The sequence below is a fragment of the Stieleria sedimenti genome (assembly GCF_025060895.1).
Taxonomy (GTDB): Bacteria; Planctomycetota; Planctomycetia; order Pirellulales; family Pirellulaceae; genus Stieleria; species Stieleria sedimenti.
In genome coordinates, this window is record NZ_JANZKV010000285.1 from 18400 (window position 1) to 42743 (window position 24344).

Annotated in this window: 16 protein-coding genes; 7 read left to right on the plus strand and 9 right to left on the minus strand. The window is 61.1% G+C overall.

The features are described 5' to 3' along the window. Positions 1-5: 5 nt before the first annotated feature. Positions 6-1199: a hypothetical protein gene (locus tag NZK35_RS30290; protein WP_259636275.1), complete on the plus strand. Its 1194-nt coding sequence runs from the start codon at positions 6-8 to the stop codon at positions 1197-1199. A 420-nt stretch (positions 1200-1619) separates the two neighbouring features. On the opposite strand, the gene NZK35_RS30295 is transcribed toward NZK35_RS30290, so the two are convergent. The 6 genes from NZK35_RS30295 to NZK35_RS30320 all read right to left on the minus strand — a co-directional run bounded on the left by NZK35_RS30295 (position 1620) and on the right by NZK35_RS30320 (position 9772). Beyond that, a complete protein-coding gene (locus tag NZK35_RS30295; protein ID WP_259636276.1) occupies positions 1620-3473 on the minus strand; it encodes a hypothetical protein in 1854 nt (617 codons plus the stop codon). Between the two features lie 136 nt (positions 3474-3609). After that, positions 3610-4290: a hypothetical protein gene (locus tag NZK35_RS30300; protein WP_259636277.1), complete on the minus strand. Its 681-nt coding sequence runs from the start codon at positions 4288-4290 to the stop codon at positions 3610-3612. 132 nt (positions 4291-4422) lie between these two features. Further along, positions 4423-6129, minus strand: coding sequence for a DNA-methyltransferase (locus tag NZK35_RS30305; RefSeq protein ID WP_259636278.1), 1707 nt, complete (start codon positions 6127-6129; stop codon positions 4423-4425). Between the two features lie 181 nt (positions 6130-6310). Then, positions 6311-7453 (minus strand): DNA-processing protein DprA, encoded by a 1143-nt coding sequence (gene dprA, locus NZK35_RS30310; RefSeq protein ID WP_259636279.1) that lies wholly within the window; start codon positions 7451-7453, stop codon positions 6311-6313. 55 nt (positions 7454-7508) lie between these two features. Continuing rightward, a complete protein-coding gene (locus tag NZK35_RS30315) occupies positions 7509-8123 on the minus strand; it encodes a phosphatidylglycerophosphatase and protein-tyrosine phosphatase 1 family protein (RefSeq protein WP_259636280.1) in 615 nt (204 codons plus the stop codon). Between the two features lie 167 nt (positions 8124-8290). Next, positions 8291-9772 carry an outer membrane protein assembly factor BamB family protein gene (locus tag NZK35_RS30320; RefSeq protein WP_259636281.1) on the minus strand — a complete coding sequence of 494 codons (1482 nt, stop codon included), beginning with the start codon at positions 9770-9772 and terminating at the stop codon, positions 8291-8293. 715 nt (positions 9773-10487) lie between these two features. On the opposite strand from NZK35_RS30320, the gene NZK35_RS30325 reads away from it, so the two are divergent. The 6 genes from NZK35_RS30325 (at position 10488) to NZK35_RS30350 (ending at position 18535) form a co-directional block, all read left to right on the plus strand. Then, positions 10488-11651, plus strand: coding sequence for a TlpA family protein disulfide reductase (locus NZK35_RS30325; protein WP_259636282.1), 1164 nt, complete (start codon positions 10488-10490; stop codon positions 11649-11651). Between the two features lie 329 nt (positions 11652-11980). Continuing rightward, positions 11981-13021, plus strand: coding sequence for a UbiA family prenyltransferase (locus NZK35_RS30330; protein ID WP_259636283.1), 1041 nt, complete (start codon positions 11981-11983; stop codon positions 13019-13021). 1 nt (position 13022) lies between these two features. Beyond that, complete coding sequence (locus NZK35_RS30335) at positions 13023-13874, plus strand: sugar phosphate isomerase/epimerase family protein (protein ID WP_259636284.1); 852 nt, start codon at positions 13023-13025, stop codon at positions 13872-13874. Between the two features lie 161 nt (positions 13875-14035). Beyond that, the gene (locus tag NZK35_RS30340) at positions 14036-14326 is read left to right on the plus strand and encodes a hypothetical protein (protein WP_259636285.1); all 291 of its coding nucleotides are present in this window, start codon (positions 14036-14038) and stop codon (positions 14324-14326) included. Between the two features lie 422 nt (positions 14327-14748). Beyond that, positions 14749-16029, plus strand: a complete 1281-nt coding sequence (gene clpX / locus NZK35_RS30345; protein ID WP_259636286.1) for an ATP-dependent Clp protease ATP-binding subunit ClpX — start codon at positions 14749-14751, stop codon at positions 16027-16029. 580 nt (positions 16030-16609) lie between these two features. Beyond that, positions 16610-18535 carry a trypsin-like peptidase domain-containing protein gene (locus tag NZK35_RS30350; RefSeq protein ID WP_259636287.1) on the plus strand — a complete coding sequence of 642 codons (1926 nt, stop codon included), beginning with the start codon at positions 16610-16612 and terminating at the stop codon, positions 18533-18535. Between the two features lie 246 nt (positions 18536-18781). On the opposite strand, the gene asnB is transcribed toward NZK35_RS30350, so the two are convergent. The 3 genes from asnB to mutL form a co-directional block, all read right to left on the minus strand. After that, a complete protein-coding gene (gene asnB / locus NZK35_RS30355; protein WP_259636288.1) occupies positions 18782-20695 on the minus strand; it encodes an asparagine synthase (glutamine-hydrolyzing) in 1914 nt (637 codons plus the stop codon). 9 nt (positions 20696-20704) lie between these two features. Next, positions 20705-21691 carry a serine/threonine protein kinase gene (locus tag NZK35_RS30360; protein WP_145220973.1) on the minus strand — a complete coding sequence of 329 codons (987 nt, stop codon included), beginning with the start codon at positions 21689-21691 and terminating at the stop codon, positions 20705-20707. Between the two features lie 105 nt (positions 21692-21796). After that, complete coding sequence (mutL, locus tag NZK35_RS30365; RefSeq protein WP_259636289.1) at positions 21797-23821, minus strand: DNA mismatch repair endonuclease MutL; 2025 nt, start codon at positions 23819-23821, stop codon at positions 21797-21799. Positions 23822-24344: the final 523 nt, after the last annotated feature.

Sequence of the window (24344 nt, forward strand, 5' to 3'; positions counted from 1 at the left end):
GGGTGATGCCACAACAGCCGCTTCCCGCCGCCACATCGACGAAAATTGAAATCGGGGTCGTTGCCGCGGGACCGTTTGACGAGATCGACCGTGAAGCGATGGGGCAAGCCGTCTTCACGACCCAGGAGGAACTGAAGCGACGGTTTCCGGCATTCCTGTTTCAATTCTACACCGTGCGGCGGCCCGAACTGTCCGCCGGAAGCCGGGTCGAGCCGAGTGTCTTGCTTCAACAAGCTACCGAAGACCGTGATGCAAAGCACTGGGATTTTGTGTTCGTGATCACGGCGTCCGAGTTGATCGGCATTTATTCTTCCTTCTGCTTTGCCGCGCTCAGCCGCCCGCTCGATGCGGCCGTCATCTCGGTGTCGTTGGTCGATCCGCAAGCGGCCGGCGTGGACCTTTCGACGCAGGCACGGATCGACCAGATCGCCTTGCGTGTGTCTCGCTTGATGCAGCACTCACTGGCGCACCTGCTCGGTCTATCGCGTGACGACCGCCCGGATCACCTGCTCTATCATCCCGCCACGGCGAAGGACCTGGATGCGATGGGCATGGTGGACGACGACCAGGCGGCGCGACAGGCTGAGGCGTTGGCGGAGGTTGCCGACCAACGCTTGGAAGAAGGTTCTGGGCGAGCGATGAGCAATTCGATGTTTGCCGCGCGGGCGACCTGGATCAACCGCCGCGAAATCGCCCAAGCGATCTGGGCCGCGCGAGCCTGGCAGTTCCCCCGCCGACTTAGCCGACTCACCTTGGCCTCGGTCTCGACCGTCGCCGTGCTGCTGATGACCGCCGAGGCGTGGGATTTGGCGCTCTCGCAATCATGGGCTCGCGTGTATGGCCTCGGACTGTTTGCGTTGCTCGCGACCACCGCGTACGTGATCACACGCCAACAATTATTGCTTCGTCGCAACCAGACCAGAAGCGAGCAATCGGTCGTCACCGCCGCATCCGCGTTCGGGATCGTGTTGATCGGAATGGCGGTCACCTGGCTCGCGTTGTTCTTGCTCGGGGCGATCGTCGGTCTGTTTTTGTTCGACGCGGCCCTGATCGCCAGCTGGGCGGCTTCGTCGCAGCTGGCCGGCGCGACGTGCAGTTTTCGGACTATGTGCAAATGGCCGTGTTCAGTGGCTCGGTCGGGTTGCTCATCGGCGCACTCGGGGCAAGCTTCGAGTCACAAAACTACTTTCGTCATGTGATCTTCGTGGACGAAGAGATTTAAAAAACACCTTGTCGCCTTGTTCTCGGGCTCCATCCTACGCCGTGAACGATTTTTTTCCTGTGTTTGTCGTGGTTTTAGCGGCAGGGCGCAAGCCCTCCGGCTTGCGCATCTTTGTCAACACACCGGAGGGCTCGCGCCCTACCGCTAAAAAGTCGTTCACGGCGTAGGGCTCGGCCTGGGAGCACATTGCGACGGAGGGCTCGCGCCCTGCCGCGAACCATCAGTGAAAGGTAATCGCGGAACGGCGCGAGCGGGCTGTCGGTTTGGTGAGCCGTGACGCGTAAGCGGCCGGGCATCCAGACGCCCGCCCGAGGCCTTACGGCCAGCGGCTCACCATTGCCTCGACCAAGCCCACTCAATCAACAGCCCGCGAGCCGGTCGGTGGCGGCACTCGCGATCAGGAGCTGACGCCGAGGGTCAGCCAGCCGTCCCGGGCGTCGAAGCTGCGGGGCCGGAAATTGAGCCCCTGCAGCGCCGGGACCTGGACGTCGGCCGGGATGATCCAGGGGCGATCCATCAAGGTTTCCGGGAAGGCTTTGGCGAAGCCTTTCTTGATCGATCCCCGCAGACCGGCTTGCCCGACGCTCAAGCGTTTCGTGCCGGGAAAGTTGATTTGGGTTTCGCCGACGCGTTGCAACACCACTTCACCCGATTCGGCCATGGCGGGTTCATACTCGGCAATGATTTCGAGCAACTGATTCAGCTCGCGAGAACCTTGCGCGAACCGTGTGCCCTGGATGCCGATGCGAAGTTTGCCGTCGCGTGCTTCGAAGATGATCGGCCGGCTGTCGTGAAAATCGATTTCGAACTCGGGTTCTTCCTCTTCGTCTTCTGCTGCGGCCTGGATTTCAGCGCCGCGTTTTGTTTTGCGGGCCAGTTGCTGCAATTCGCTTCGTGTCATCGTGCGTCCGGCCAGCAGCGCGCCGACGGTGTTGTCGATCAGGGATTCGTGGATTTGTACCGTCGCGTCGTTGGTCTCGGCGATCGCCGGCGGCGGCGTCGGCGCGGCGAGCTGGTTGTTCTTGCGGATCGTCGCGAACAGGTAGATCGAATGTTCGGTCGAGCCGAGCGTGCGGGTCGGTTCGGCCAGGTTTAAGCGTTGCAGGTAGGCTTCCACCTCGGCGGCAAGATTGCCGGTCGGCTGAGGAACGGCGGCGTCGGTTTCTTTCGTAAATTCTTCGGTCATTCGCGAGATGAATTTGCGATGAGCGATTCGATCGGCGAGCGGCTTTTGCTGGGCGGCTTTTTTTTGCGCGATTCGTCGGACCAGTCGCAGCGGATGCTCGATCGAATTGATACGGTTGTTCATCGATCCCGAGACGACGACCGGTTCAAACTGGATGCCCGATTCACGGATTTGCAACCGTCGTGATGCGTACACTTGTCCATAGCCCGACGTCCTCAACCGAACCGGGCCGTTGTATCCCCGGTTGGCCGTGGTGACGGTTCCGTTGAGCGCGATCTGCATGCGAATGCTGCCGACCGAGGGCAACAGCGTGGTCGTCACGTCGCCGGTCAAAAACGCGTTGCCGACGATCCGCGTGCCGAGAATGCATTCTTGCACCGCCGAGGATTGGTCGATGCTGCGATTGGCGGCCCGCTGGATTAACGATTCATCGATCGTCAGATGCAGGTTGGTCGACGAGAACAGGTCTTGCGTGCGGTCGACCAGGGCGACCGATTGATCGGTCCGCTCGAGCAGTTCCAGCAACAACCGCAGCGTTGCGATCTGGTCCGGCGACGGGTTTCCACTGATCTCGGTCCACTGGTCGGCGATGCGGCTGAGCAGTTGTGCCAGCAAGGCCGTCGTTCTCTCTTTGCGGCGAAACCGCAGCGCGTTGCTGAATTGCTGGGCGGCGCTGCGCAAGCGTCGGACGGCGGGAACCTCAAGCCCCGGATGGATTCCGGTGGCTTTCTGCGAGATTCGGATTGCTTTGCTCGCCAGTTCGACATCGCTGGCCTCGGACTGCAACGCCTGCAGGGCCGGTTCGATTTCCAGGTAGTCGATCCAGGCCTGGGCGTTGCCGCCGGTTGCGGTTTTGGCGAGATGGGCCCGCAGCTGATCAATCGCCGCTTGGAATTCGGCACCGCTGGAATCCGGGCTAGCGATTCGACTCGGGTCGAGCTGATCGGCCGACTGCCGTGCCGCTTCGGCAATCTGTTCGGAGAGCGATTGAGCAGGTGAGGCGTTCAGCAGCGCGACGACCCAGAGGCCGAGCGAAGCAAGGACGCGAAGGCTTGGTCGTGTCATGATACATCCAAGTTGACGGTGGACCGGCGGTCGGTAAGTGCAATACAGATGCGAAGATAGTGAAAGGGCGAAGGATTTGCAGGTGGAGTTGGGCGAGTTGGGCAAAAAAACGCCCTCCGATCGTCGGCAAAACGCGTTACAGCGGAGCCAGTGCCCCGGCGAGCACGGCGATCGGTCCCTGCTGGTAGTCCGGTGACGGGGTTTGGGCGTCCATTTCGTAAACCGAAACGAGCAAGGTCCGATGACCTAAGGCGCATTTGCCGATGTGGACCCGCAGCGGCCAGGCGGAGCTTTTGCGCGGCGACGCCCAGTCGATCGTGGCGTTGTCGTAGAGAATCGTTTGCACCTGAAGCTGAAAATCGTCGCTCGCCCCGACCCGCAGGACCGCCGGTTCGGTCGCGTCTTCGTCGCCCAGGTCGAGGTGGACCGAGGGTGGGAAATCCGCTGCGGTGGGCGGCCAGGTCGACGCGGCGGGGTCAAAGGTTTTGATTTGCCCCAGGATCGACGCTTTGCGATTGATAAACGAAATCGTCGACGGGCCCTGTCCGTCATCGGGATGGTCCAACAGGAAAAACAGAAACCCTTCGGCCGCTTCGATCCGCAGCCCCAGTGCTTGGGACTCCACCGTCTTGCCGTGGAACGGCATGATGTCGGGCGTGGTCCAGGATCCGAAGGCGTCGCTTTGCCGCTGCCCGTCGCGACCGGCCCGCCGATCGCCGGTGGCACCGAACCAGGCGACACCCATGACCACCACCATCACCACCAGCATGCCGCGGGTGGCCTCAAGAGGAATCTGCTGATCGCGTTGAGAAGCCATGGCTGAAACGACTTTTGTCCCGAAAAAATAATCAACACGAACCCACGGCGAACCCTCGCGCCTGTCGGCTTGCTCCCGCGACGGGGGCGATGGTGCTGCTGCGCTGTTGTCCAGAATCAAATCGACGGAGCACTAGAAGAGTGTAGTCGCGATCGGTTGATGCAAGAAATGGGCGTTCAACCAGGGTTTGTACCGCGTGACCAACAAACAGCGACACACGAACGCTTCTTTGACATCCTCAATCGGCCAAACCTGGACTTCAGTCGGTTCGAATCGGTTCCATCCTTCACTGCCGCGGATCTGTTTCAGTCGCGCCGCGATATCGGTCGTTTGGCCGAGAAACAAAATGGATTCGGGGTCGGAGATCGCGTACACGCCGGCGACCGGTTCGTCGCCACAGCTGTCCAGCGAGGCATCGAGGGTTTGAGCGGCGGGGGCGTCTTGCTTCGCAAACTCCGCGGCACGTTTCTTGGCCGCACGGGTGATTTTGCCGTTGGTCGCGATGCGCCGGAAGTGCCAGATCGCCGCGCGGGCGTCGATTTCCGAATGGCCGTCGCCGAACGCTTGGGCGATACGATCGAACTCGGCGGCCGCATCGGGCGTGCAAAGGATCTGTTCCAAGTCCATGGCGTAGTCGACCGAAAGCATTTGAAACGCAATTTCGGCGGCGTCGCAGCACGGCAGGATGGTCTTCAGCGAAACCTTCTTGTGTTTGCCTTCACCGACCAGTCGTTCCTCGCGCGAGAGCTGCAACAGAAACTCGTTCCAGGTGCGTGCGTCGCCGAGCAGTTTGGCGTCTTTGCAGTAGCGAACGAACAGTGCATTGCGGATCGGATCGAACAGCAGTTCCTCAGCGCTATGGTTTTTCGAAACGTCGGCAAACGCGGCTTGGATGACGCGTTGGTTTTGTTCGTCCAGTGGAATCACCGGGCGTCCGTTGCGAAATTTCGTGCGTTGTTTTCCCTTGGACGTCGTCGGTGCACTCTTGGTCGGGTCGGCCGGACCGTCCAGTGGATCGCCCGCGCTGCAGGCCGACAATCGTTCTTCGATCCGCGCAGCGTAGTCTTCGGAGAGTTCGATTCCCATGAACCGACGTCCCAATTTTTTGGCGACCACCAGCGTCGTGCCGCTGCCGCCGAAGGGGTCTAGCACGAGGTCGCCCGGGTTGCTGGAGACGCGGATGATTCGGCCGAGCAACTGTTCGGGCATTTGGCACCCATGGAAGCCTTCACGTTCTTTGAAGGTCCCGGCGACGCGGGCAAAGTACCAGGTGTCGTGCGAAGGACTGAATCCCAACTGGGGTGCATCTTGGGGACGCAAGATCCAGGTGTTGTCTGGCAGCCGTCCCCGGGTGTTGGCCCGCGCGTCGGCATACACCAGTTGCCGCGCCGAAGGCACTCGCACCGTCGGGTTGTGGCCGTTGAAGGTGAACCGGTCGGGGTCTTTGACGAAGTGGAACAAATGGGTGTGCGAACGACTGAATCCGCGGACGCAATTCACACCGAAGGTGTAGTACCAGATGATCCAGGAGCGGCACGAGAACCCGATTTCCTGGGACAGCAACTTCAGCTCCGCGGCGTATTCGTCGCCGATCGCCAACCAGAACGAACCGTCCGGTTGGAGTGCCCGGTGAACCCCGCCGATCCAGTCGCGGCAAAAATCCAAGTAATCGGTGTGTGACTGCTGGTCGTCGTAGACGTCGTAGGAGTAGCCGATGTTGAACGGCGGGTCGGCGAAGACAAGATCGATCGTACCCTGCTGGATCTGGGCCAGTTTTTCGATGCAGTCGCCTTGGTGGATTTGATTGGCAGAGAGCGTTGCGTTGGTCGTCTCGGGCATGGGTTTCCAAGGATGGTGGCAATCGGTCGCGGACGGCGGCACGCCAAGTCTACGAATTTAAAGCCACTCGCGCCAGTGGCGCAAGCCTCCAAGTGGCGTAAGCTTCCAGCTTGCGTCCACGCAAGCTTCAGCTTGCGACCACAAGGTGGCCGGGAGTCGCAAGCCGGACGCTTACGCCACGTTAGATTCGGCAGACGTAGTGGCCGCTTTGGCGGCGGATCAGATGGCGGATTTCCAGCACGCTGATCGTTGCCATCACCTGGTGGGCCGGTAATCCGCAGCGGGCGATGACCTGGTCGATCAGGGTGCTGGAGGCGTCGATGGATTCGAGCACCGTGCGTTCGACCTCGTTGAGCTTCAATTCGGCCGGATTTCGCACTTCGTGGCCGTCGGCGGTGCTGACGCTGCGAGCCATCGGGCCGAGGGATTCCAGGATGTCGTCGACGGTCTGGACCAGCGTCGCGCCGTCGCGGATCAATTGGTTGGTCCCGCGGGAGGCACGGCTGGTGACCGGGCCGGGCAGCGCCAACACGTCCCGCCCCAATTCGCCGGCCTGTCGCGCGGTGATCAACGACCCGCTGCGATCGGGGGCTTCGATGACCAGGGTCGCCAGGGCCAGGGCGGCGATGATCCGGTTGCGCTGGGGGAACATGCCGCCGCGTGGTTTGGCGTACGGCGCGTATTCGCTGATCACGGCACCGTCGGCGGCGATCGCGTCGGCCAAACCGACATGCTCGGGCGGGTAGAGCTGCCCCAGGCCCCCGCCCAGCACCGCGATCGTCCGCCCGCCGGCCGACAACGCCCCTTCGTGCGCCGCCGCATCGATCCCGCGAGCCAGTCCGCTGACCACCGTCACCCCCGCTTTGGCAAGCCCATAGGCGATGCGATCGGCTTGGCGGGTGCCGTAGGCGGTGGCGTGCCGCGTGCCCACGATCGCGACGGCCAGTTCATCGGCTCGGGTCAGCGTGCCGCGGGCAAACAGAAGCGGTGGCGCGTCATGCAGGTCTTCCAGCGGCCGCGGGTAGCCGCCGCGACCCTTGCGGAGCAAATCGCAGTCGTGGCTCTGGCACCACTGCAGGATCGAGTCCGTGTCGACATGGTCAGAAGCGGTGCGGATCGTGTGGATCAATTTCGGTCCCACCCCCGGGACCGTCGCCAGTTGACTCGTGTCCGCGGCCAGCACTCGCTGTGGCGAGCCGAAGGTGTCCAGCAGTGTGGTCAGGGTTCGCGGTCCGATTCCCGGCAGCATCGACAGTCGCAACGTGCTGGCCGTTTCGTCATCGAGCCCGCGTTGCTCCGCCGAGGTGGTGTCGGGTCCGTCCATGGCAGCGTGGACTCAGTAGAGGGAGTGGAGAAGCGGGTTGCGGGCGGGGCGGTCTCTACAACAGGATATCGGGTTTTTCGATGTCCGGGGGGCTGCCGGTTCCCAGGGGCTCTTCAATTGCGGGGAAAAGACCGGCTTCGCTTTCCGCGGCCTTGAGTGAGGCCTGGAATTGTTGGACGACCGGGCGGCTGGTCAGTCTGGGATTGATGTGGGGGCGAGCAGCCAGCAAATGCGCTTGCGCCTGCTCGGCCGTCATGCCACGGTACTTGATCAACCAGCACAGGGCGATCGTCGCGCTGCGTGCCCGGCCTGCCTTGCAGTGAATGTAAACGGTATCGTTTTGCAGTTTGTACTTCTGGATGAATTCAACGGCGGCTTCGACGTCGCACAGTCGAGGGTGCGTGAAGTCGGTCGTGGGGATGTGCAACTGCTCAATGCCGTGCTGTTCGTACTGGATGATCGGCCCCTTGTACTCTTCGCACGTGTTGACCACCGCGCGAACGCCTTCACCTCGCAACGACGCCACATCGGCAGCGAATGGATAGGCCCCGACGATCACGTGGCTATCGATTCGGCTCCACCAGTGACGACGATGCAACACCCGCGCAAGAAGCAGATTCCAGGCGAGTGTCGGCCAAAAAACGGTGCGAGCGTAGAGTCGAGCGAACAAGATGACGATCGAAGGGGAGAGTATAGATGCGAATGGGCAGGCCGGGCGACTATCCTACCGCATCGAACGGAAAACGATAATCGCCGGCACCACGTTTTGACGCTTTCGTCAGCACCGACCCCGCGTCCAGGCACTCCCCTGTTGGCCGATGCCAACTATTGGGCCAACTATTGGGCGATGCAGTACAGGGCGGACCCGCTACGCAGATAGAGCCGGCCCTCGCTGATCGCCGGTGAGCCGGAAAAGCCAGAATCGTCGCTCAGCGTGTTGGTGTGTCGCACTTCCATCTCTGGCGTGGCGTTGACGACATGCACCTCTCCGCCGGGAGCGACGACGTAGATCTTGCCGTCGGCCAACACCGGGGTGGCGTACTCCTGGCTGCGTCGGTCGCCGAATCCGCCGCGGCCGCCGCCGCCGGGCCGGCCGCCGAATCCGCCGCGAGCTCGATCACCGCCGCGATCACCGCCGCGATCACCGCCTGGGCCACGATCATCACCGCCGCCGAAGCCGCCGGGGCGTCCCCCGCCGCCGCCGCGACTGGCCGACAGTCGTCGCTGGTTCACCCGCTCGCCCGTCTTCGCGTCGTAGCAGGACAGCACGCCGCTGTTAAAAACGTACAGGTGGCCGTCGTAGGCGATGGGCGTGGCGAATCGTCCGGGAATATTCGCATCCCAAACGACATGAGATGCATTCACATCGCCCTTGCCGCCCGCTTTGACGGCGACCGCATCCCCGCTGCGACCTCCCACCGCGATCACGACGTCGTCGATCACGATCGGGCTGGCCGAGGCGGTGTTATCGGTCGTGCCCCGCGAGTACCAACGCAGTTTGCCGGTTTCTGGATTCAACCCCCAGACTTCTCCCGGCACGGTGATCACCAGATCGGTTTGGTCGCCGGCTTTGACCAGGTTCGGAGTGCTCCAGGTGCTGGCCAAATCGCCCGCCGGTGTTTTCCAAACCTCGTCTCCGGTCGCCGCGTCAAAGGCGAACAGGGTTTCGCTTTCGTCGGACGCGTTGACGATCACCAGGTTCTGGGAATCCGACCGATACACGATCGGGCTCGACGCCGAACCCCAGCGCTGTTGGCCGCTGCCGGTCCCGACGCTCTTTCGCCAGATTTCGTTGCCCTCCAGGTCAAACGCGATGACCCCGGTTTTTCCAAAGAACACGAACACGTGTTTGCCATCGCTGGTCGGCGTGTGGCTGGCGTAGCCGTGAGCCGGCACCCCCATCCCGCTGTACGGATCCTCGGGCTGGACTGCGTCAATCGCCTTGCTCCACAGTGCCTCGCCGCTCACCGCGTCGTAGCACGACAGGTGTCGCTTCAAGTCCTCGATCTGTTCGTTTTCGCCGCCGGTTCCGTACCCCGAGTAGCTGGTCACCAAGACCTTACCGGCGACGACGATCGGGCTGGATACCCCTTGGCCCGGGAGGCTGACTTTCCATTTGACATTTTCGGTGTCGTTCCAGGTCTCGGGGATTTGCGCCGAATCGGAACTGATTGAATTCCCCCCTGCCCCCAAGAAGCGGGGCCAATCCGCGGCGGTCGTCGCCGACGCGGCGGCAAACAGGCTTCCCGTCACAGCGGCGGCCGAAAGGAAACGCTGCCGGAGTGTCCACCCATGTCGGTGGCAGGGTTGATCGGTCATGACGAGAAAGCTCCGGGGGGACGAGGGCTGAAAACGAGAAGGCCGCAGCGCGCGGTTGCGCATCTAACCCCGGCGAGCTGATGGAGTTTCGCATTTTCGGCGGAGGGGCCGTTTCGGGCCGGCGTGCCATCTGACGACGTTCGTCCCGCGTCACCCTCCCAACCCCCGGGGACAGACCCCGGGGGAAATGCTGTCTAAATAAGCCCACCGATAGCAGCGCGCACCCACGGATGGGGAGCAGCAAGAAATCCGTGGGTTCGCCCTGCCATCCGTGGGTTTTCTCCCGGCCGCTCAAACCCCGGGGACAGACCCCACCCCGTCCAGGGACAGACCCCGGGGGAAATGCTGTCTAAATAAGCCCACCGATAGCAGCGCGAACCCACGGATGGGGAGCAGCAAGAAATCCGTGGGTTCGCCCTGCCATCCGTGGGTTTTCTCCCGGCCGCTCAAACCCCGGGGACAGACCACACCCCGTCGTCGCTCGCTGATTGCCAGTCGGACGCAACTGTGCGGCCCGATTATCATGCCGAAGGAGCGATGTGTCGGCCATCGGCGATCAAAAACCATTCAAGGATCATGAATTGCACTCCGCCGCTGACGCTGCGGTTCGTAGAATGTCGGGGCAATGAAAAATCCGGAATCCCAACCCCCGATCCGCGGCGTCGACGCGTCGTCCCCCACCCCAACTCCCCCCACCTCCATCAAGAAATCACTGATGAAACGCATCGCCCTGTTTGCCGTTTGCTGTGCAGTCGTCGCCGCTTTGACGCTGCGACCTGCCGAAGCCGAGCCCTCGCTGGGGATCGGGTCGAAGGCTCCCGCATTGGATATCGAGCATTATTTCCACGAAGACGACACGCGTGTCACTCAATTCGAAGACGGAAAGGTCTACGTGGTCGAGTTTTGGGCGACCTGGTGTGGACCCTGTATCGCCAGCATGCCGCACCTGGCGGAGCTGCAAACCAAACATCGCAACGACGGCGTCCAGATCATCAGCGTCTCGGACGAGACGGTCGATGAAGTCGAAGCCCTGCTGGCAAAACCCTATCCGGGCCAAAAAGCTTCCTTCGCCGAGGTCACCGCAGCCTACACGCTGACGACCGATCCCGACGGTTCGACCCAACGCGACTACATGGAGGCGGCGGGCCAGAACGGCATCCCCACTTCCTTCATCGTCGGCAAGACCGGCGTCATCGAGTGGATCGGTCACCCGGGAGAGCTCGACGAACCGTTGGCTGCCGTCCTGGACGGCAGCTGGGATCGCGAGGCGTTCAAGGCAGACATGGAGCGTGAGCAGAAGTTCCAGGAGATCCTGCAAGGCTTGGACCAACTCGCCGGACGCGGACGCTTTGAAGACGCCAGCGCCATGCTCGCCGATCAAATCGCCCAAACCAGCGACGCGGAACTGAAAGAACGTTTGACCACGGTGCAACGCGTCGTGCAGCCGCAGTTCAACTTCATGGCCGGCAAGGCGACCGAAGCCGACTTTGCATTCTATCGCGAAGAGCGAAAGGCGACTCAGGGCAACGCGCAAGCGTTGTTCCGCCACGCGATGACGCTTTACAACATCGTCCAAAACGGTGGCAAGATTGGGCCGCTGGGTGCTGAGGTGGTCGAAGCGTTGACCGTGGAGATGGAAAACGTCGAGGATGACGGCAAGGTCGCGATCCTGGAATTGATCGCTCGTCTGCATGCCGTCGATCAACGTTGGGACGAAGCGATCAAGGCCGCCGAGCAGGGTGTCGAGCTTGCCGATGGCGTTTCCCGAAGCCAAAAGCAACGGATGACCTTGTTGTTGGACGATTTGAAGTCGAACGCAAATCCGGAGTCGGACAGCGATTCAGACGGCGATTCGGACCAACCCGCGACGGACGAGTGAATCGTTGAGCGGTGATCAAACTCCAGAGCCTGGCGAAGGGCTTGATCAGCCAGCGTCCCTACGCATCAAGTGAAGGAATAGCCCTCCCGTGTGGAGGTCGTGCAGTTTTGGAAGTCACCCTCCTGGCAGGAGGGTCGAGCGAAGCGAGGAGAGGTCGAACGGTGAATCGCAAGTTTTATTTCACCTGCCCGAGTCGCGTCCCAAGCAGCCAAGAGCCCCCTCTCCTCGCTACGCTCGACTCTCCCAGGGGGAGAGTGACGAAAACCCTTTGAAATCAACCATTTAAAAACTGCACGACCTCGGCAGGGAGGGTGACTTCAACATCGTTCATGAACAGATCTTTTAACATCATGCGTGTGGGGTCGGATCAAGCAACGCCCGAGACTCCTGAACCAAATCCGGCCGCGACGCCCGGTCGAGCTCGTCCGCTCGTCGCCTGGATGCAGCTCGTTCGTCTGCCCAACGTGTTCACGGTGTTGGCCGACGTCGGGGCTGCGTTCCTGCTCGTCGGTGGCGGTCCGCTGCCGGCCGCCCGGTTCGCCCTGGTGCTGGCCGCCGGCGTCGCCCTGTATTGGGCCGGGATGATCCTCAATGATGTGTTTGATCTGGAGAAAGACAAGGCGGAGCGGAAGACGCGCCCGATCGCCAGCGGTGCGATCTCGGTCCGTGCCGCCAAGTCCGCCGGCTGGGGATTCTTGATCCTGGGCGTGCTGCTGGCCGCGGCGTCGGGATATGTGCCGTCAGCCGATCACGCCACGACCTGGTTGCCGGCGGCGATCGCGCTGGCCCTGGCCGGATTGATCGTCGCCTATGACGGGCCGTTGAAACCGACGCCGATCGCGCCGGCGGCGATGGGCGGCTGCCGCGTGCTCAGCTTTCTCCTGGGTGCCTCTCCACTGCTGGCGATGGATGAGGGTTTGCCCGTGGTGCCACGCTATGTGCTGGCCATCGCGCTGGGGTTCGGTGTGTATGTGATGGGGATCACCACGGTGGCACGTGACGAAGCGATCGGAGGCCACCGGATCAACCTGAGGACCGGGTTCGTCGTGATGATGGTCGGCGGCGTGATGTTGGCGCTCGCGCCGGGGATGGCCACCGCCCAGACGCAGGTCGGTTGGGCGATCCCCTCGACCAGCCAATTCGGGATGCTGATCGGGCTGATCTTCCTGCCGATCGCGCTGCGCGGGTTTCGTGCTCAACTGCATCCCGAACCGGCGGTAATCGGAAATCTGATCCGCATCAGTATCCTGACGATCATTCCGCTGTCGGCGGCGTTTGCGTTTTTGGGGGCCGGGCCCGCGTGGGGTGTGGCCGTGTTTGCCCTCGTGGTGCCGGCGCTGTTGCTCGCGACACGTTTGCGGGTGACCTGAGATGACGCCGGGGTTCCATTGCAGCAGTTTGGAGTTTCACCATCCGGTGACGTTGATTCCGAAGTTGGCGGAACTGGGGTTCGGCGCCGTTGCGATTCGGCCGCGTCGCGGCAGTTGGGATCTAGACACTCCGTGGTTTGACTCGGTCTCGGCCGAGATTGCGGCGACGGCCAAGCAGCACGGCGTTTCGATCGTGATTGATCTCGATGCGCCGTTTTACGATGACCCGGAATGCCTTGATGCGTTTTCGTTGGCCAGCCAGGATGCGGCGATCCGGGATTCGGCCGCCGCGAACATCCGCCGCTGGATCGAAGGGACGTCGGAGATGGGGGCCCTCGCGATCACGTTTTCGGCAGGCCGCGTGTGCCCGCGCGGCGGCCGTCCCCCGGTGCCAGAAGATCACGGCGAACAGATTTTGGAGCGGTTGGCCGGTGCGATCGCCCCTTTGGTCCAGCTGGCTTCCCCGCTGGGAGTGAACTTGGCGTTGCGGCCGGTGTCAGAACACGCGATCGCGACGGTGGCCCATTTCGAACGGTTCGGGCAATGGATCGGAACCGAGGCGCCCTTGGGGCTGGCGGCCGATGTCGGCGAGATGTTGTTGGGGGGAGAGTTTCCGATCGGGGCTCGATTGGCACGGCTGCAGCACCGGCTCAGCTGTGTCTACATGTGCGAACCGGACTTGGAACGCGGCTGTGATCAACGGTTCGGCCACGGCGACATCGACTTGGGGCGGGTCTGGGAGGTGATGACTGAAAGCGGCTACGGCGGCCCGGCGGTTTTTCGCTGTTGTGGGCACGGACGGTTGGGGTTGGTCGCGGCGCGTGAAGCGTTGTCGATGCTGGATCTTTCGTAATCGATGTTGACTTAAACCCCGTGAAACACGAAAAAAGTGTTTCACGAGGGTGAATCTGCTGGACCACGTTGGTTGGACAGTCGTATCATGAATTTGCCTCCTGAAAGGCGACGCCGGCTGGCGACGCCGGGGCGAGCGGGCGGTCAGGTAGAGACAAGACGATGGTGATGGACGTATTGAGTGATCCGGCCGTAAAGGCTGGTCTTGCACTGCTGATTTTGATCATCGTGTCTGCCGCCGCATTTTTCCTCGTGGCAAGGTTGCGCGACTACACCAATGGAGACCGGGATTCGACCTCCAGTGGCCTTTTAAACTTCGAAGAAATGCGTTTGAAAGGTGACATCAGCGAGGAGGAATTCCGAACAATACAGGCAGCATCCCACCGAACCGACGAAGGGGACGCTCCTGAGAATCGACCCGACGCCGAGACGGCGCCCGGTCGTAACGATTGAGATCCGCTTCGTCGGAGTGAACCTTCCATTGATTCAATGACGAATCAATTTGTTCTGACGTGCATGATGCCACCTTTTCCGCAGTTGGCCCTCCCATCTTTCCCTGGGCAATCGGCTTCGGAAACCATTTACCCACTAAGTTTACCAACCAGGGCTCAGGCATCCGTTACGGACGACTCTTTTAACTCACCTCCCGCTCGGAAGTCGATGACCGATCACTTGATCACTCATCTCCTTCCCAGCAATGACGCAAAAGAGATGCTTGGGCTGTGGGCCGAACCGTTTGAAGCTTTCAATCGGCGCGTCCCGATGGGTCGACTGGATACGTAGCGTTGCGGTGACCCGGCTTCGGCCGGCAATCGCAACACTCCCTGCGTGGTCGATCTTCGGACGAGCTTGTGAAAGCACATAAGGAGTCGTTTATGCCCGTCAAGGATAACAACAGTACCACGCGCAGTAGCTCGTCGAACAAAAAGAACGCCTTCTGTTCGTTCTGTCGAAAGAGCTATCGTGACGTCGGTCCATTGGTCGAAGGGCCAGGCGACGTGTACATCTGCGCCGAATGCATTGACCTGTGCCAGTCGATCCTGGAACAGGAAGAGCGTCGTCGTGGTCCCAGCAAGCAATTGTTCAGCGATATCCCATCGCCGCGTAAGATCGTCGAGCACCTGGACGAATACGTCATCGGACAATCGTCCGCCAAGCGTGTCTTGGCGGTCGCCGTTCACAATCACTACAAGCGGTTGACCAGTGAGTGGGAAGGCAGCAGCGATGTTGAAATCGAAAAGAGTAACATCTTGTTGGTCGGGCCGACCGGCAGCGGTAAAACGTTGCTGGCCCGCTCGCTCGCTCGGATGTTGGATGTGCCCTTCGCCATCGGTGACGCGACGACGTTGACCGAAGCCGGGTACGTCGGTGAAGACGTCGAAAACCTGTTGCTGAAACTGCTGCACGCGGCCGACTTTGACGTCGAAGCCGCCCAGCGCGGCATCTTGTACATCGACGAGGTCGACAAGATCGGAAAAACCGGCGGCAACGTCTCGATCACACGCGACGTGTCCGGCGAAGGCGTCCAGCAAAGCCTGCTCAAGATGCTCGAAGGCACCGTCGCCAACGTGCCGCCCCAAGGCGGACGAAAGCACCCCGAGCAGCAGTACATCCAGCTGGACACCAGCAACATCCTATTCATCGTCGGCGGGACCTTCGTCGGCATCGAAGACATCATTCGAAACCGACTGGGACACAAGACCCTCGGCTTCGGCGAAGGCGCCGGACGACTGAACGAACAGACGCACAGCGAATTGGTCGCCGAGATTCAAGTCGAAGACGTGATGCAGTTCGGATTGATCCCCGAATTGGTCGGCCGGCTGCCGGTCGTCAGCTACCTGCAAGAGCTCGATGAAGAAGGCTTGGTCCAGGTGCTGCGTGAACCCAAGAACGCGTTGACCAAACAGTTCGAAGCGCTGTTCAAAATGGAGAACTGCGAACTCAACTTCACCGAAGGAGCGCTGCACCAGATCGCCCGCAAGGCCCTCAACAAAGGCGTCGGAGCCCGAGGATTGAGAGGGATTTTGGAGGAAGTGATGTTGGACATCATGTACGAATTGCCCGAGCAAGAAGAAGGCAAGGTGTACACGATTGACGAGGACGTGGTGGCCGGAAAGCAAAAGCTGTTCCAGATGCCGACCACCAAAAGCGCCTAACGGCGACCCTCCAGAGCGACGTCCTGATCGCGAATCACTTCCCCTTCACAACGCCGATGGCCGCCCCCCGCCATCGGCGTTTTTTTGTTGGCAACGTTGCCGGCAGCCGTCACCGGACTCCTCGCGGGCTGTCGGTTTAGTCGGGATCTGCTGAGTCAATGGTGAGCCGCTGGCCGTAAGGCCTCGGGCAGCGTCGCAATGCCCGGCCGCCTACGCGTCGCGGCTCACAAAAACGACAGCCCGCTCGCGCCGTTCCGCAACCACCATCCAGCTGCACTCCTTCCTTTGTTAGCGGCAGGGCGCGAGCCCGCCGGTTTCCCGCGCCGCCGCCACCGGACGGCTGGCGCCGTTCCGCAGCCATTTCTCCAAGGCCAGAAAACAGTTGAAACGACCTGAAGCGACCGCTACCATAGGGAGGGTGTTCTGAGTGCACCCGTTGGGGAGGGTGCTTTTCAGGGGGGCTTCGTTTTCAAAGGGCTCTCCAAGTGCCGGCCGCCATGGACACTGGCAATCTCGATCGGCGGCGCGATCGCCCGTTGATCTCCTTTGATTTGAAAACGTCGTTCCCATGAGGATTCGGATGAGATTCAGGCCATGGTTGACATCCTTGTTGGTATCCGTGTCGGTCGGTCTCTCGGCGTGGGGGCAAGACGAATTCAAACCTCTGGTTCAAGACACGCGTCCTTGGCAGATCTCCACGGACTCGGGCGTCACCAAGTTGGACGCCAAGTTGGTCGCGATGAAAGAGGGGGTGCTCACGTTTGAGAACGCCGAGGGATCCAAGCGTGAGGTGCCGCTCGACCGATTGGCCCCGGAGGACCGCAGGACGGCATTGATCGATCGCGTCGGCAGCGGGGTCGTCGTGGTCGGTGCGAAAGATGTTTACGGAGAATCGTCCGCGTTCGGTAGCGGGTTTCTAATTCACGCGTCGGGTCTGGTGGTAACAAACTATCACGTCATAGCAGGCGCCGGCGAGGTGGAGGTGACATTTCGAGACGACAGCCAGGCGCGAAGTGCGGCAGTGATGAGCATCGATCGGGAGCATGATATCGCGTTCCTTCGCGTCGATGGCATTCCGCAAGGCGTCCACGTCGTCGAGATCTTGAGCAACCAATTGCCGGCGCTCGGCACGTCCGTCTGGACACTCGGTCATCCCAACGGCTTGACCAACACGGCCGGTTGGGGCCAGATCAGTGCGGTGCGAAGGACGAACGAGATGCCCGCCCAGCTGCGGCAGGTTTTGGCGTCACCGGAGGAAAGTCGGTGGCTTCAGACGACCGCGGTGCTGGCTCATGGAAGCAGCGGAGGGCCGCTGCTGAGCGAAGATGGGAAAGCGGTCGGGATCAATACGTTCGTGCTAAGTCCTCAGCTTGGATTCGCGGTGCACATCACCCACGCCCGCGATGCCTACTTGAAAGCGAGAGAAGGGACACCCTTGGCACTGCCAGTGGCTCCCGGCGAGAATGAAGACGCTTTGGCGTGGCTCAGTAAAGAAGTCGCGGTCATCTTGAAGAAATACAGTGAGCAGTATTCCGAACTTGAGAAGGCTGCTCCCACGTTGGGACAAGACCAAACGATTGCCCGCTTGTCGACATTGTCAGCCAAGTACTGCGACCAACTGCTCGTGCTGGCAAAAGACAATCCGGACAGCTGGCCAGCCGTCCAAGCCTTGGCGTACGCGGCTCAATTGTGCCAGCAACAAGAGGGCGAAGAGACGTTGGGATTGGTCTGCGACCTGGCATTGGAACATCATCTCACCGAGAAACATCTCCATGCGATCATGAAAATGATCGTGATGCAACCGAACGAAACCGCTCGTGGGTTTTGCCGCCAAGTCCTGGAGAAGAGTCCCCACCAAAAGGTTCGCGTCGCGGCCAACTTGGGACTCGTCGTCAACTTGCTCGGTTGGCTGAATCAGCCCGATTCGATTGACTTGGGTGAGATCAGCCGTCGGCGTGACGAAGTCAAATCGCTGACCACCCAGTTGGAGCAATCAATGGCCAATTCAGACAACGAAGCACTCAAACAAGAAGGCGGAATGCTGGTCACGAGGTTGCGCCAACAACTTGAGGCGATCAAGGTCGGGACGCCGACGCCGGAAATTCAGGGTGTCGATGTGGAAGGCGAGAACTTCAAATTGAGCGACTACCGGGGAAAGGTTGTCTTGCTGGATTTCTTCGCGGACTGGTGTCCGTATTGCAAACAGATGTATCCCAGTGAACGGGAAATGGTCCAGCGGCTTTCGAAACGACCGTTCGCGCTCTTGGGCGTCCATTGTGAAAGTCAAAAGGTGCTGCAAGAACTGGTCAACAACAAGACGGTCACCTGGCGAAGTTGGGCCGACGGAGAGCAAGGTCCGATCGCCACCAGTTGGCCCGTGGAAGGCTTCCCCACGCTCGTCTTAGTGGACGCACAGGGAATCGTTCGATGGCAAAGCGGCGGTACCCCCGATGAAAAAGTCCTCAACGAATTGATCGAAAAACTCTTGCTTGAAGCGGAAGGGTGATTCACACCGGGTGGTGGCATGCTAGGTGCATCCTGAACAGCCCCTCACAGCGTTACCCGATGGGTTGGTGGTAGATCGCAGATCCGGGTCCACGGTTCAATTCGATGCTGCAAAATACCTGGATGATCTCCGCATGGAGCAACTGGCCATTCCCAATCGGGCACAAGGTCACGAAGTGATTTCCTTCCGAGCTCCGTTCGACATGCTCTCGTTCCAATCTTTTCGTTTCACTTGGTTGCCTACCGGTCACCCCGCCCACTGCCGCAGCCATTTCTCCAGGATCAACAGGTTCCACAATCGGTAGCCGTGGTTGTTTTCCATTCGCTCGTGTTGTCCGACCAGTCGCTCCACGACTTCGCGGCGGAAGTACGGTGCGATCCGCGCGTCGTCGGCCAGCAGCGTGTCGTGGACCATCGGCTTGAGCTCGTTTCGGAACCAGGCGGCGATCGGGATCCCAAACCCCATCTTCTTTCGCGTGAAGATCGACTTGGGGATCATCGATCCGAACGCGTCTTGAAGCAGCAGTTTTCCGCGCCGCCCGCGGAACTTTAATTGCACCGGCAGCGACGCGGCGAATTCGACGACGCGATGGTCCAACATCGGCTGGCGCACCTCCAGTGAATGGGCCATCGACGCGATGTCGACTTTGGTGCACAGGTCGCAGGGCAGATAGGACAACATGTCGGTGATCGACGCCCGGGTGACGACGTCGCGGCCCTCGCTGCGGTTCCAAATCGCGTCGAGGAACTCGAACGGGTCTTCGCCCGGCAATCGCTCGACAAACTCGTCGGTGTACAACTCGGCTCGCATGCGTTCGGGAAAGATCTGCAGCCAATTCAAATAGCGTCGTGCTTCCGGTTGGTCGAGCGCTTCCAGAAAACGTTTGGCACGTCGCGTGATCGAGTACTGTTTGTTGTTGTCGGGCAATCGCTGAATCAGCCCGATGCCCGGCATTTTGTGAATCGGAAACATCCTCCGCAATCGCACGCTCAACCACAGCGCCCGGTAGCGATCGTAACCGGCGAACAGTTCGTCGCCCCCGTCACCGGACAACGCCACCGTGACTTCGCGGCGTGTCAGTTCGGACAGGTACCAGGTCGGCACGGCGGACGAGTCGCCGAACGGTTCGTCGTAGTGCCAAACCAGTTTGTCGATGATGTCCAGGCCGTTGGGCTGGACTTCGAACCGTTGGTGGTTGGTCCCCAGGTGCTCGGCGACTTGGGCCGCGTAGCCGGTCTCGTCGAAGTCGGCGATCGGGAATCCGATGCTAAAGGTACGGATCGGCGTCTCGGCTTGTTGCCGCTGAGCGAGCGCGGTGATCAAGGACGAATCGATGCCACCGGACAAGAACGATCCCAAGGGCACATCGCTTTGCAGACGCAGACGGACCGAATCGGTCAGCAACTCGCGCAGCCGCTCGACCGCTTCGCCCTTGCTGCGGGGCACTTCGACGGTCGGGTCGAAATCCCAATAGGGTTGAACGACCAGTTTGCCTTTTTCAAAGATTGCGAGATGGCCCGGCGGCAGCTTTCGAACGCCCTTCCAGATCGTTCCCGGGTGCGGAACATACTGATACGTCAAAAATTCATCGATCGCCGCGGGGTCGATTTCATTGCAGACACCGGGGACCGCCGCCAGGCTTTTTAGTTCGCTGCCGAAGACCAGTCGATCGCCGACCAGGGCGTAGTAGAGAGGTTTTTGTCCGATCCGATCCCGCGCCAGCACCAGCCGGCTGCGGCGTGTGTCCCAAATCGCGATCGCGAACATGCCGTTGAGTTCGGCAAAGCAATCCGTGCCGATGTCTTCATACAGGTGCAGCACCGATTCACCGTCACCGTGCGTGGCAAATTGATGGCCGCTGCCTTCGAGCCGCTGGCGGAGTGCTTTGAAGTTGTAGATCTCGCCGTTGAAAACCATTCGCACGCCGCCGTCCTCGTTGGACATCGGCTGCGGGGCGCCTTCGACATCGATAATGGACAGCCGGCGAAATCCGAGTGCGACGCCGTAGTGACGTCCCTGGCCGTCGCGTTGATCGTTGTCAATCCAAACGCGGTCGTCGTCCGGGCCGCGATGCGCGATCGCGTCGGTCATCTGCTTGAGCAGTGACCGATCGACACGAAGTGATTCGCTTTGCCATACCGCTCCGGTGATTCCGCACATTGAGTCAGATCAGCCTTGGTCCAACTGGGGGAGCACCGCTTCAATGGCATCGACCATCTCACGCATGGTTTGAAATCGTTGTTGCGGCTTCTTTTGAATCGCTCGCATGACGATTTCGTCGGCCGCCTTGGGGATCTTTCGCTCCGGCGACTTTTCGCTCGGCGGAGGCACTTCGCCGGAGATGATGTTGCGAAACGTCTGGTCGATGTTGGCGCCCCGAAACGGTTCGCGGATCGCCAGCAATTCATACATGCAGACGCCCACGTTGAAGATGTCGCTGCGTTCGTCGATCGTCCGTGTGCCCTGGATTTGTTCCGGTGACATGTACAACGGGGTGCCGGGGCGTTGGCCGCCGCCGGTCAGCGTCAGCAATTGCTGCTCGTCTTCTTCTTTTTGCAGCTGGGACGCGTCGTATCGCGTGACGGTCTGGTCATCCATCGATCCCCAAACCTTCGCGGTTCCCCAATCAAGCAGATAGACTTCGCCGAAATTGCCCAGCCAGATATTCTCGGGTTTGACGTCACGATGAATCACGCCACGGGCGTGGGCATAAGCCAAGGCCAAGCAAGCGTCGGCGAGTGCCGAGATCCGGCGAACTTGGGGGTAGCGTTTGGCGATTTCTTCATCCCCGCGGGCAATCTGCTTGAGAATCTCGAACAGATTGACCCCCGAAATCAGCTTCATCGTGAAGTAGATGCCGTGCACCAAGTCATTTCCGATTTCGTAAACCGGGATCGTGTTGGGGTGCTGCAGTTGGGCGGTGACACGGGCCTCGCGAAGCAGCCGCCGTTTTTCGTTGGGCACATTCCGGTTGTCGCTGTGCAGCATCTTGATCGCCACGGTTCGACCGGTGACGGGATCGAAAGCTGCACTGAGGACGCCGTTGCCACCCCGGGCGATTTCACGAAGCCCCGAGTAGCGGCGTATTCCGGACGGCAATTTGCGTGGAAGGTCGGGGTCGGTTCCAGACAGGATGATGGTCGGTTCGTTCTGCATCACGCTCGCCAATGAAGATAATGGACGTCACCATTCTAGCGCACCCGGAGGGACTCGGTTAGCCCAGCAGAAATGCGGCCGGTTTGCCGTCTCCCGAGACCCCCATCACTTCGACGTTCTGGCCCGCGGTCCCAGTCGCCCAAACATGCGATCCAGCTCGTCACGGCTGAAAAACAACGCCGTGGGCCGGCCGTGCGGACAGTGATGGGTGTCGTTGTACAGGTCACGTTGTTCCAACAGGGCGCGGATTTCTTCGGGCCGCAGCGGGTCGCCGGCTTTCACGGCCGCCTTGCACGCAATCGTCGACAGCAAATGGTTGAGCAATTCGATCGGTTCCGGTTTTTCGCCGCCCCCGAGCACCGATTCCATCAGCGTCCGCAGCATGTCCGCCGGCGGCTTGTTCTTGAGCATCGCCGGGTACGATCGAATCACAATCGTATCCCCGCCGAACTCTGCGATTTCCATCCCGATCTGCGCCAACGTGTCCTGGTGGTCCAACACCGCCGTTCGTTCGGCTGGCGTCATCGAGACCGGCTCGGGGACCAGCAATCCTTGCGACTCGAGTGATTGACCGCTCTCCAAGACTTTGGTTTTGACCCGCTCGTACAACACGCGTTCGTGCAGGGCGTGCTGGTCGATCACCACCATGCCTTTTTCGTCTTGCGTGACCAGGTAACGGTTGTGGACTTGAAATCCGAGATGGCAAACGGCGGGGTGATCGATGACGGAATCGTCCGGCGAGGCGGCTGGCGGGCCGTCCCAGGGGGCCACGTTTTCGTCGCTCGCCGAGTCGGTCGTCGGCTTCGGGGCCGCCTCGTGGGGCATCGGTGGTGAGCCGCCGCCGGGGAACGGCTGAAAACCGGGGACCGAACCGAACGAGGGGATCGAGCGAGTCGCGGCGTCTGGGGCGGGGGCCATCGCGGAGCCGCCACCGCCGGAATCGTCACCGCGGGCCGGCGAGACGAACACTTCGGCAGGGCTGTTTCCCGTCCGCGCCCATTCGATCACCGATTGCCGATGCGCCTGTTCCGCTCGAACCGGCATGCCCAGTTCACTGCGCGGCGCCGGCGTCAGGTCCGCGTCTGGGGCAACCGGCGCGGGGCCGACCCGCTGTGTCATGTCGGTGGTCAAGAAGTGGTGCCTGAGCGTCTGCAGCAATCGGCTGTAAACTCGGCCGCCATCGGTGAAGCGGACTTCCAACTTGGTCGGGTGCACGTTGACGTCGATCAATTCCGGCGGCATCGACATCCGCAAGAAACAAACCGGGTGCCGGCCAACCATTAACAGCCCGCGATAGGCTTCGCCCAAGGCGTGCTGCAGCGAACGGTCGCGGATGTGTCGGCTGTTGAGGAACAGATATTGCATCCGCGAATTGCCGCGGCTGACCGACGGATCACAGACATAACCCTGGACATGGATTTGGGAATCGTCGCTGTTGATCGGGATCAACGCGTCGGCGATTTCGCCGCCGAAGAACGCCGCGATCCGCTCGCTCCACCGCTCGGTCACGGGCAAATCGTACAGCGGTTTGTCGTTGTTGTTGAGCACAAAGTGGATGTGCGAATTGGCCAGCGCGATCCGCGTGAAGGCTTCGACGATGTGTCCTTTCTCGGTCTGCGCGGTTTTCAGAAATCGATGCCGGACCGGCGTATTGAAGAACAGGTTGCGGACTTCCATCACCGTTCCGACCGGGCAACCACACGGCTGTGGCGGCTCGATCACGCCGCCGCGAACCTGGATTTCGTTTCCCGCGTCGTCGCTGTCGGTGCGGCTGCGGATGGTCAGTTGTGACACGCTGCCGATCGACGCCAACGCTTCGCCACGGAAACCGAGCGTGGAAACGTGGAACAAGTCCTCATCGGTCGGCAACTTACTGGTCGCGTGACTGGCCAACGCCAGCGGCAATTGATCGGCCGTCATCCCGCAACCATTGTCGCTGATGCGGATCATCTCGGTCCCGCCTCCGACGATCGAAACCTCGATCCGAGTCGCCCCGGCGTCGACGCTGTTTTCCAGCAATTCCTTGACCACCGACGCGGGACGCTCGATCACCTCCCCGGCGGCGATTTGGTTGATCAAATTGGGGGGCAGTTGGCGAATCGTCGGCAATGTTTTAGCGGTGGCTTCCATACCCGCAATTTACCCCTCCAAGCCCAATCGACCAACCGGCGAAACCAAAACGCCCCCAGAAAGCCCGCGTGACTGCTAGCAAGACGCCCGCCAGCCGAGATCGATATCCACAACCGAAGTCACCCTCCCTCGGCGAGGGTCGCGGAGGAGTTGACGACGACGCGGGGAGGGTTGTTGCGAAGCCAAAGTTGCTCACAACGATGGAGCATCAATGTCGGAAGCCCTCCCCTCGCTACGCTCCACCCTCCCGCACACGGGAGGGTGACTTCTTAACTTGATGCATATCGGGTCGAACGAGGGGAGAGTCGAGATTTTCGAGGCCCGGACGGCCGGCAGAGTGTCAGCCACCGGAGATGATTCCGGGGAATGTCCAAGGCCCAGCGGGCCGACACAATGACCCGGGTTTCATGCCCCAGGGTTGCGTGCCCGATTGTGCCGGCCCTTCAGGCCTCTGCGTTTTGACACCCCTGCACCGGTGGCTGACGCCACCGGCAGACACTCCACCGGCCCTAGTATCTCACCC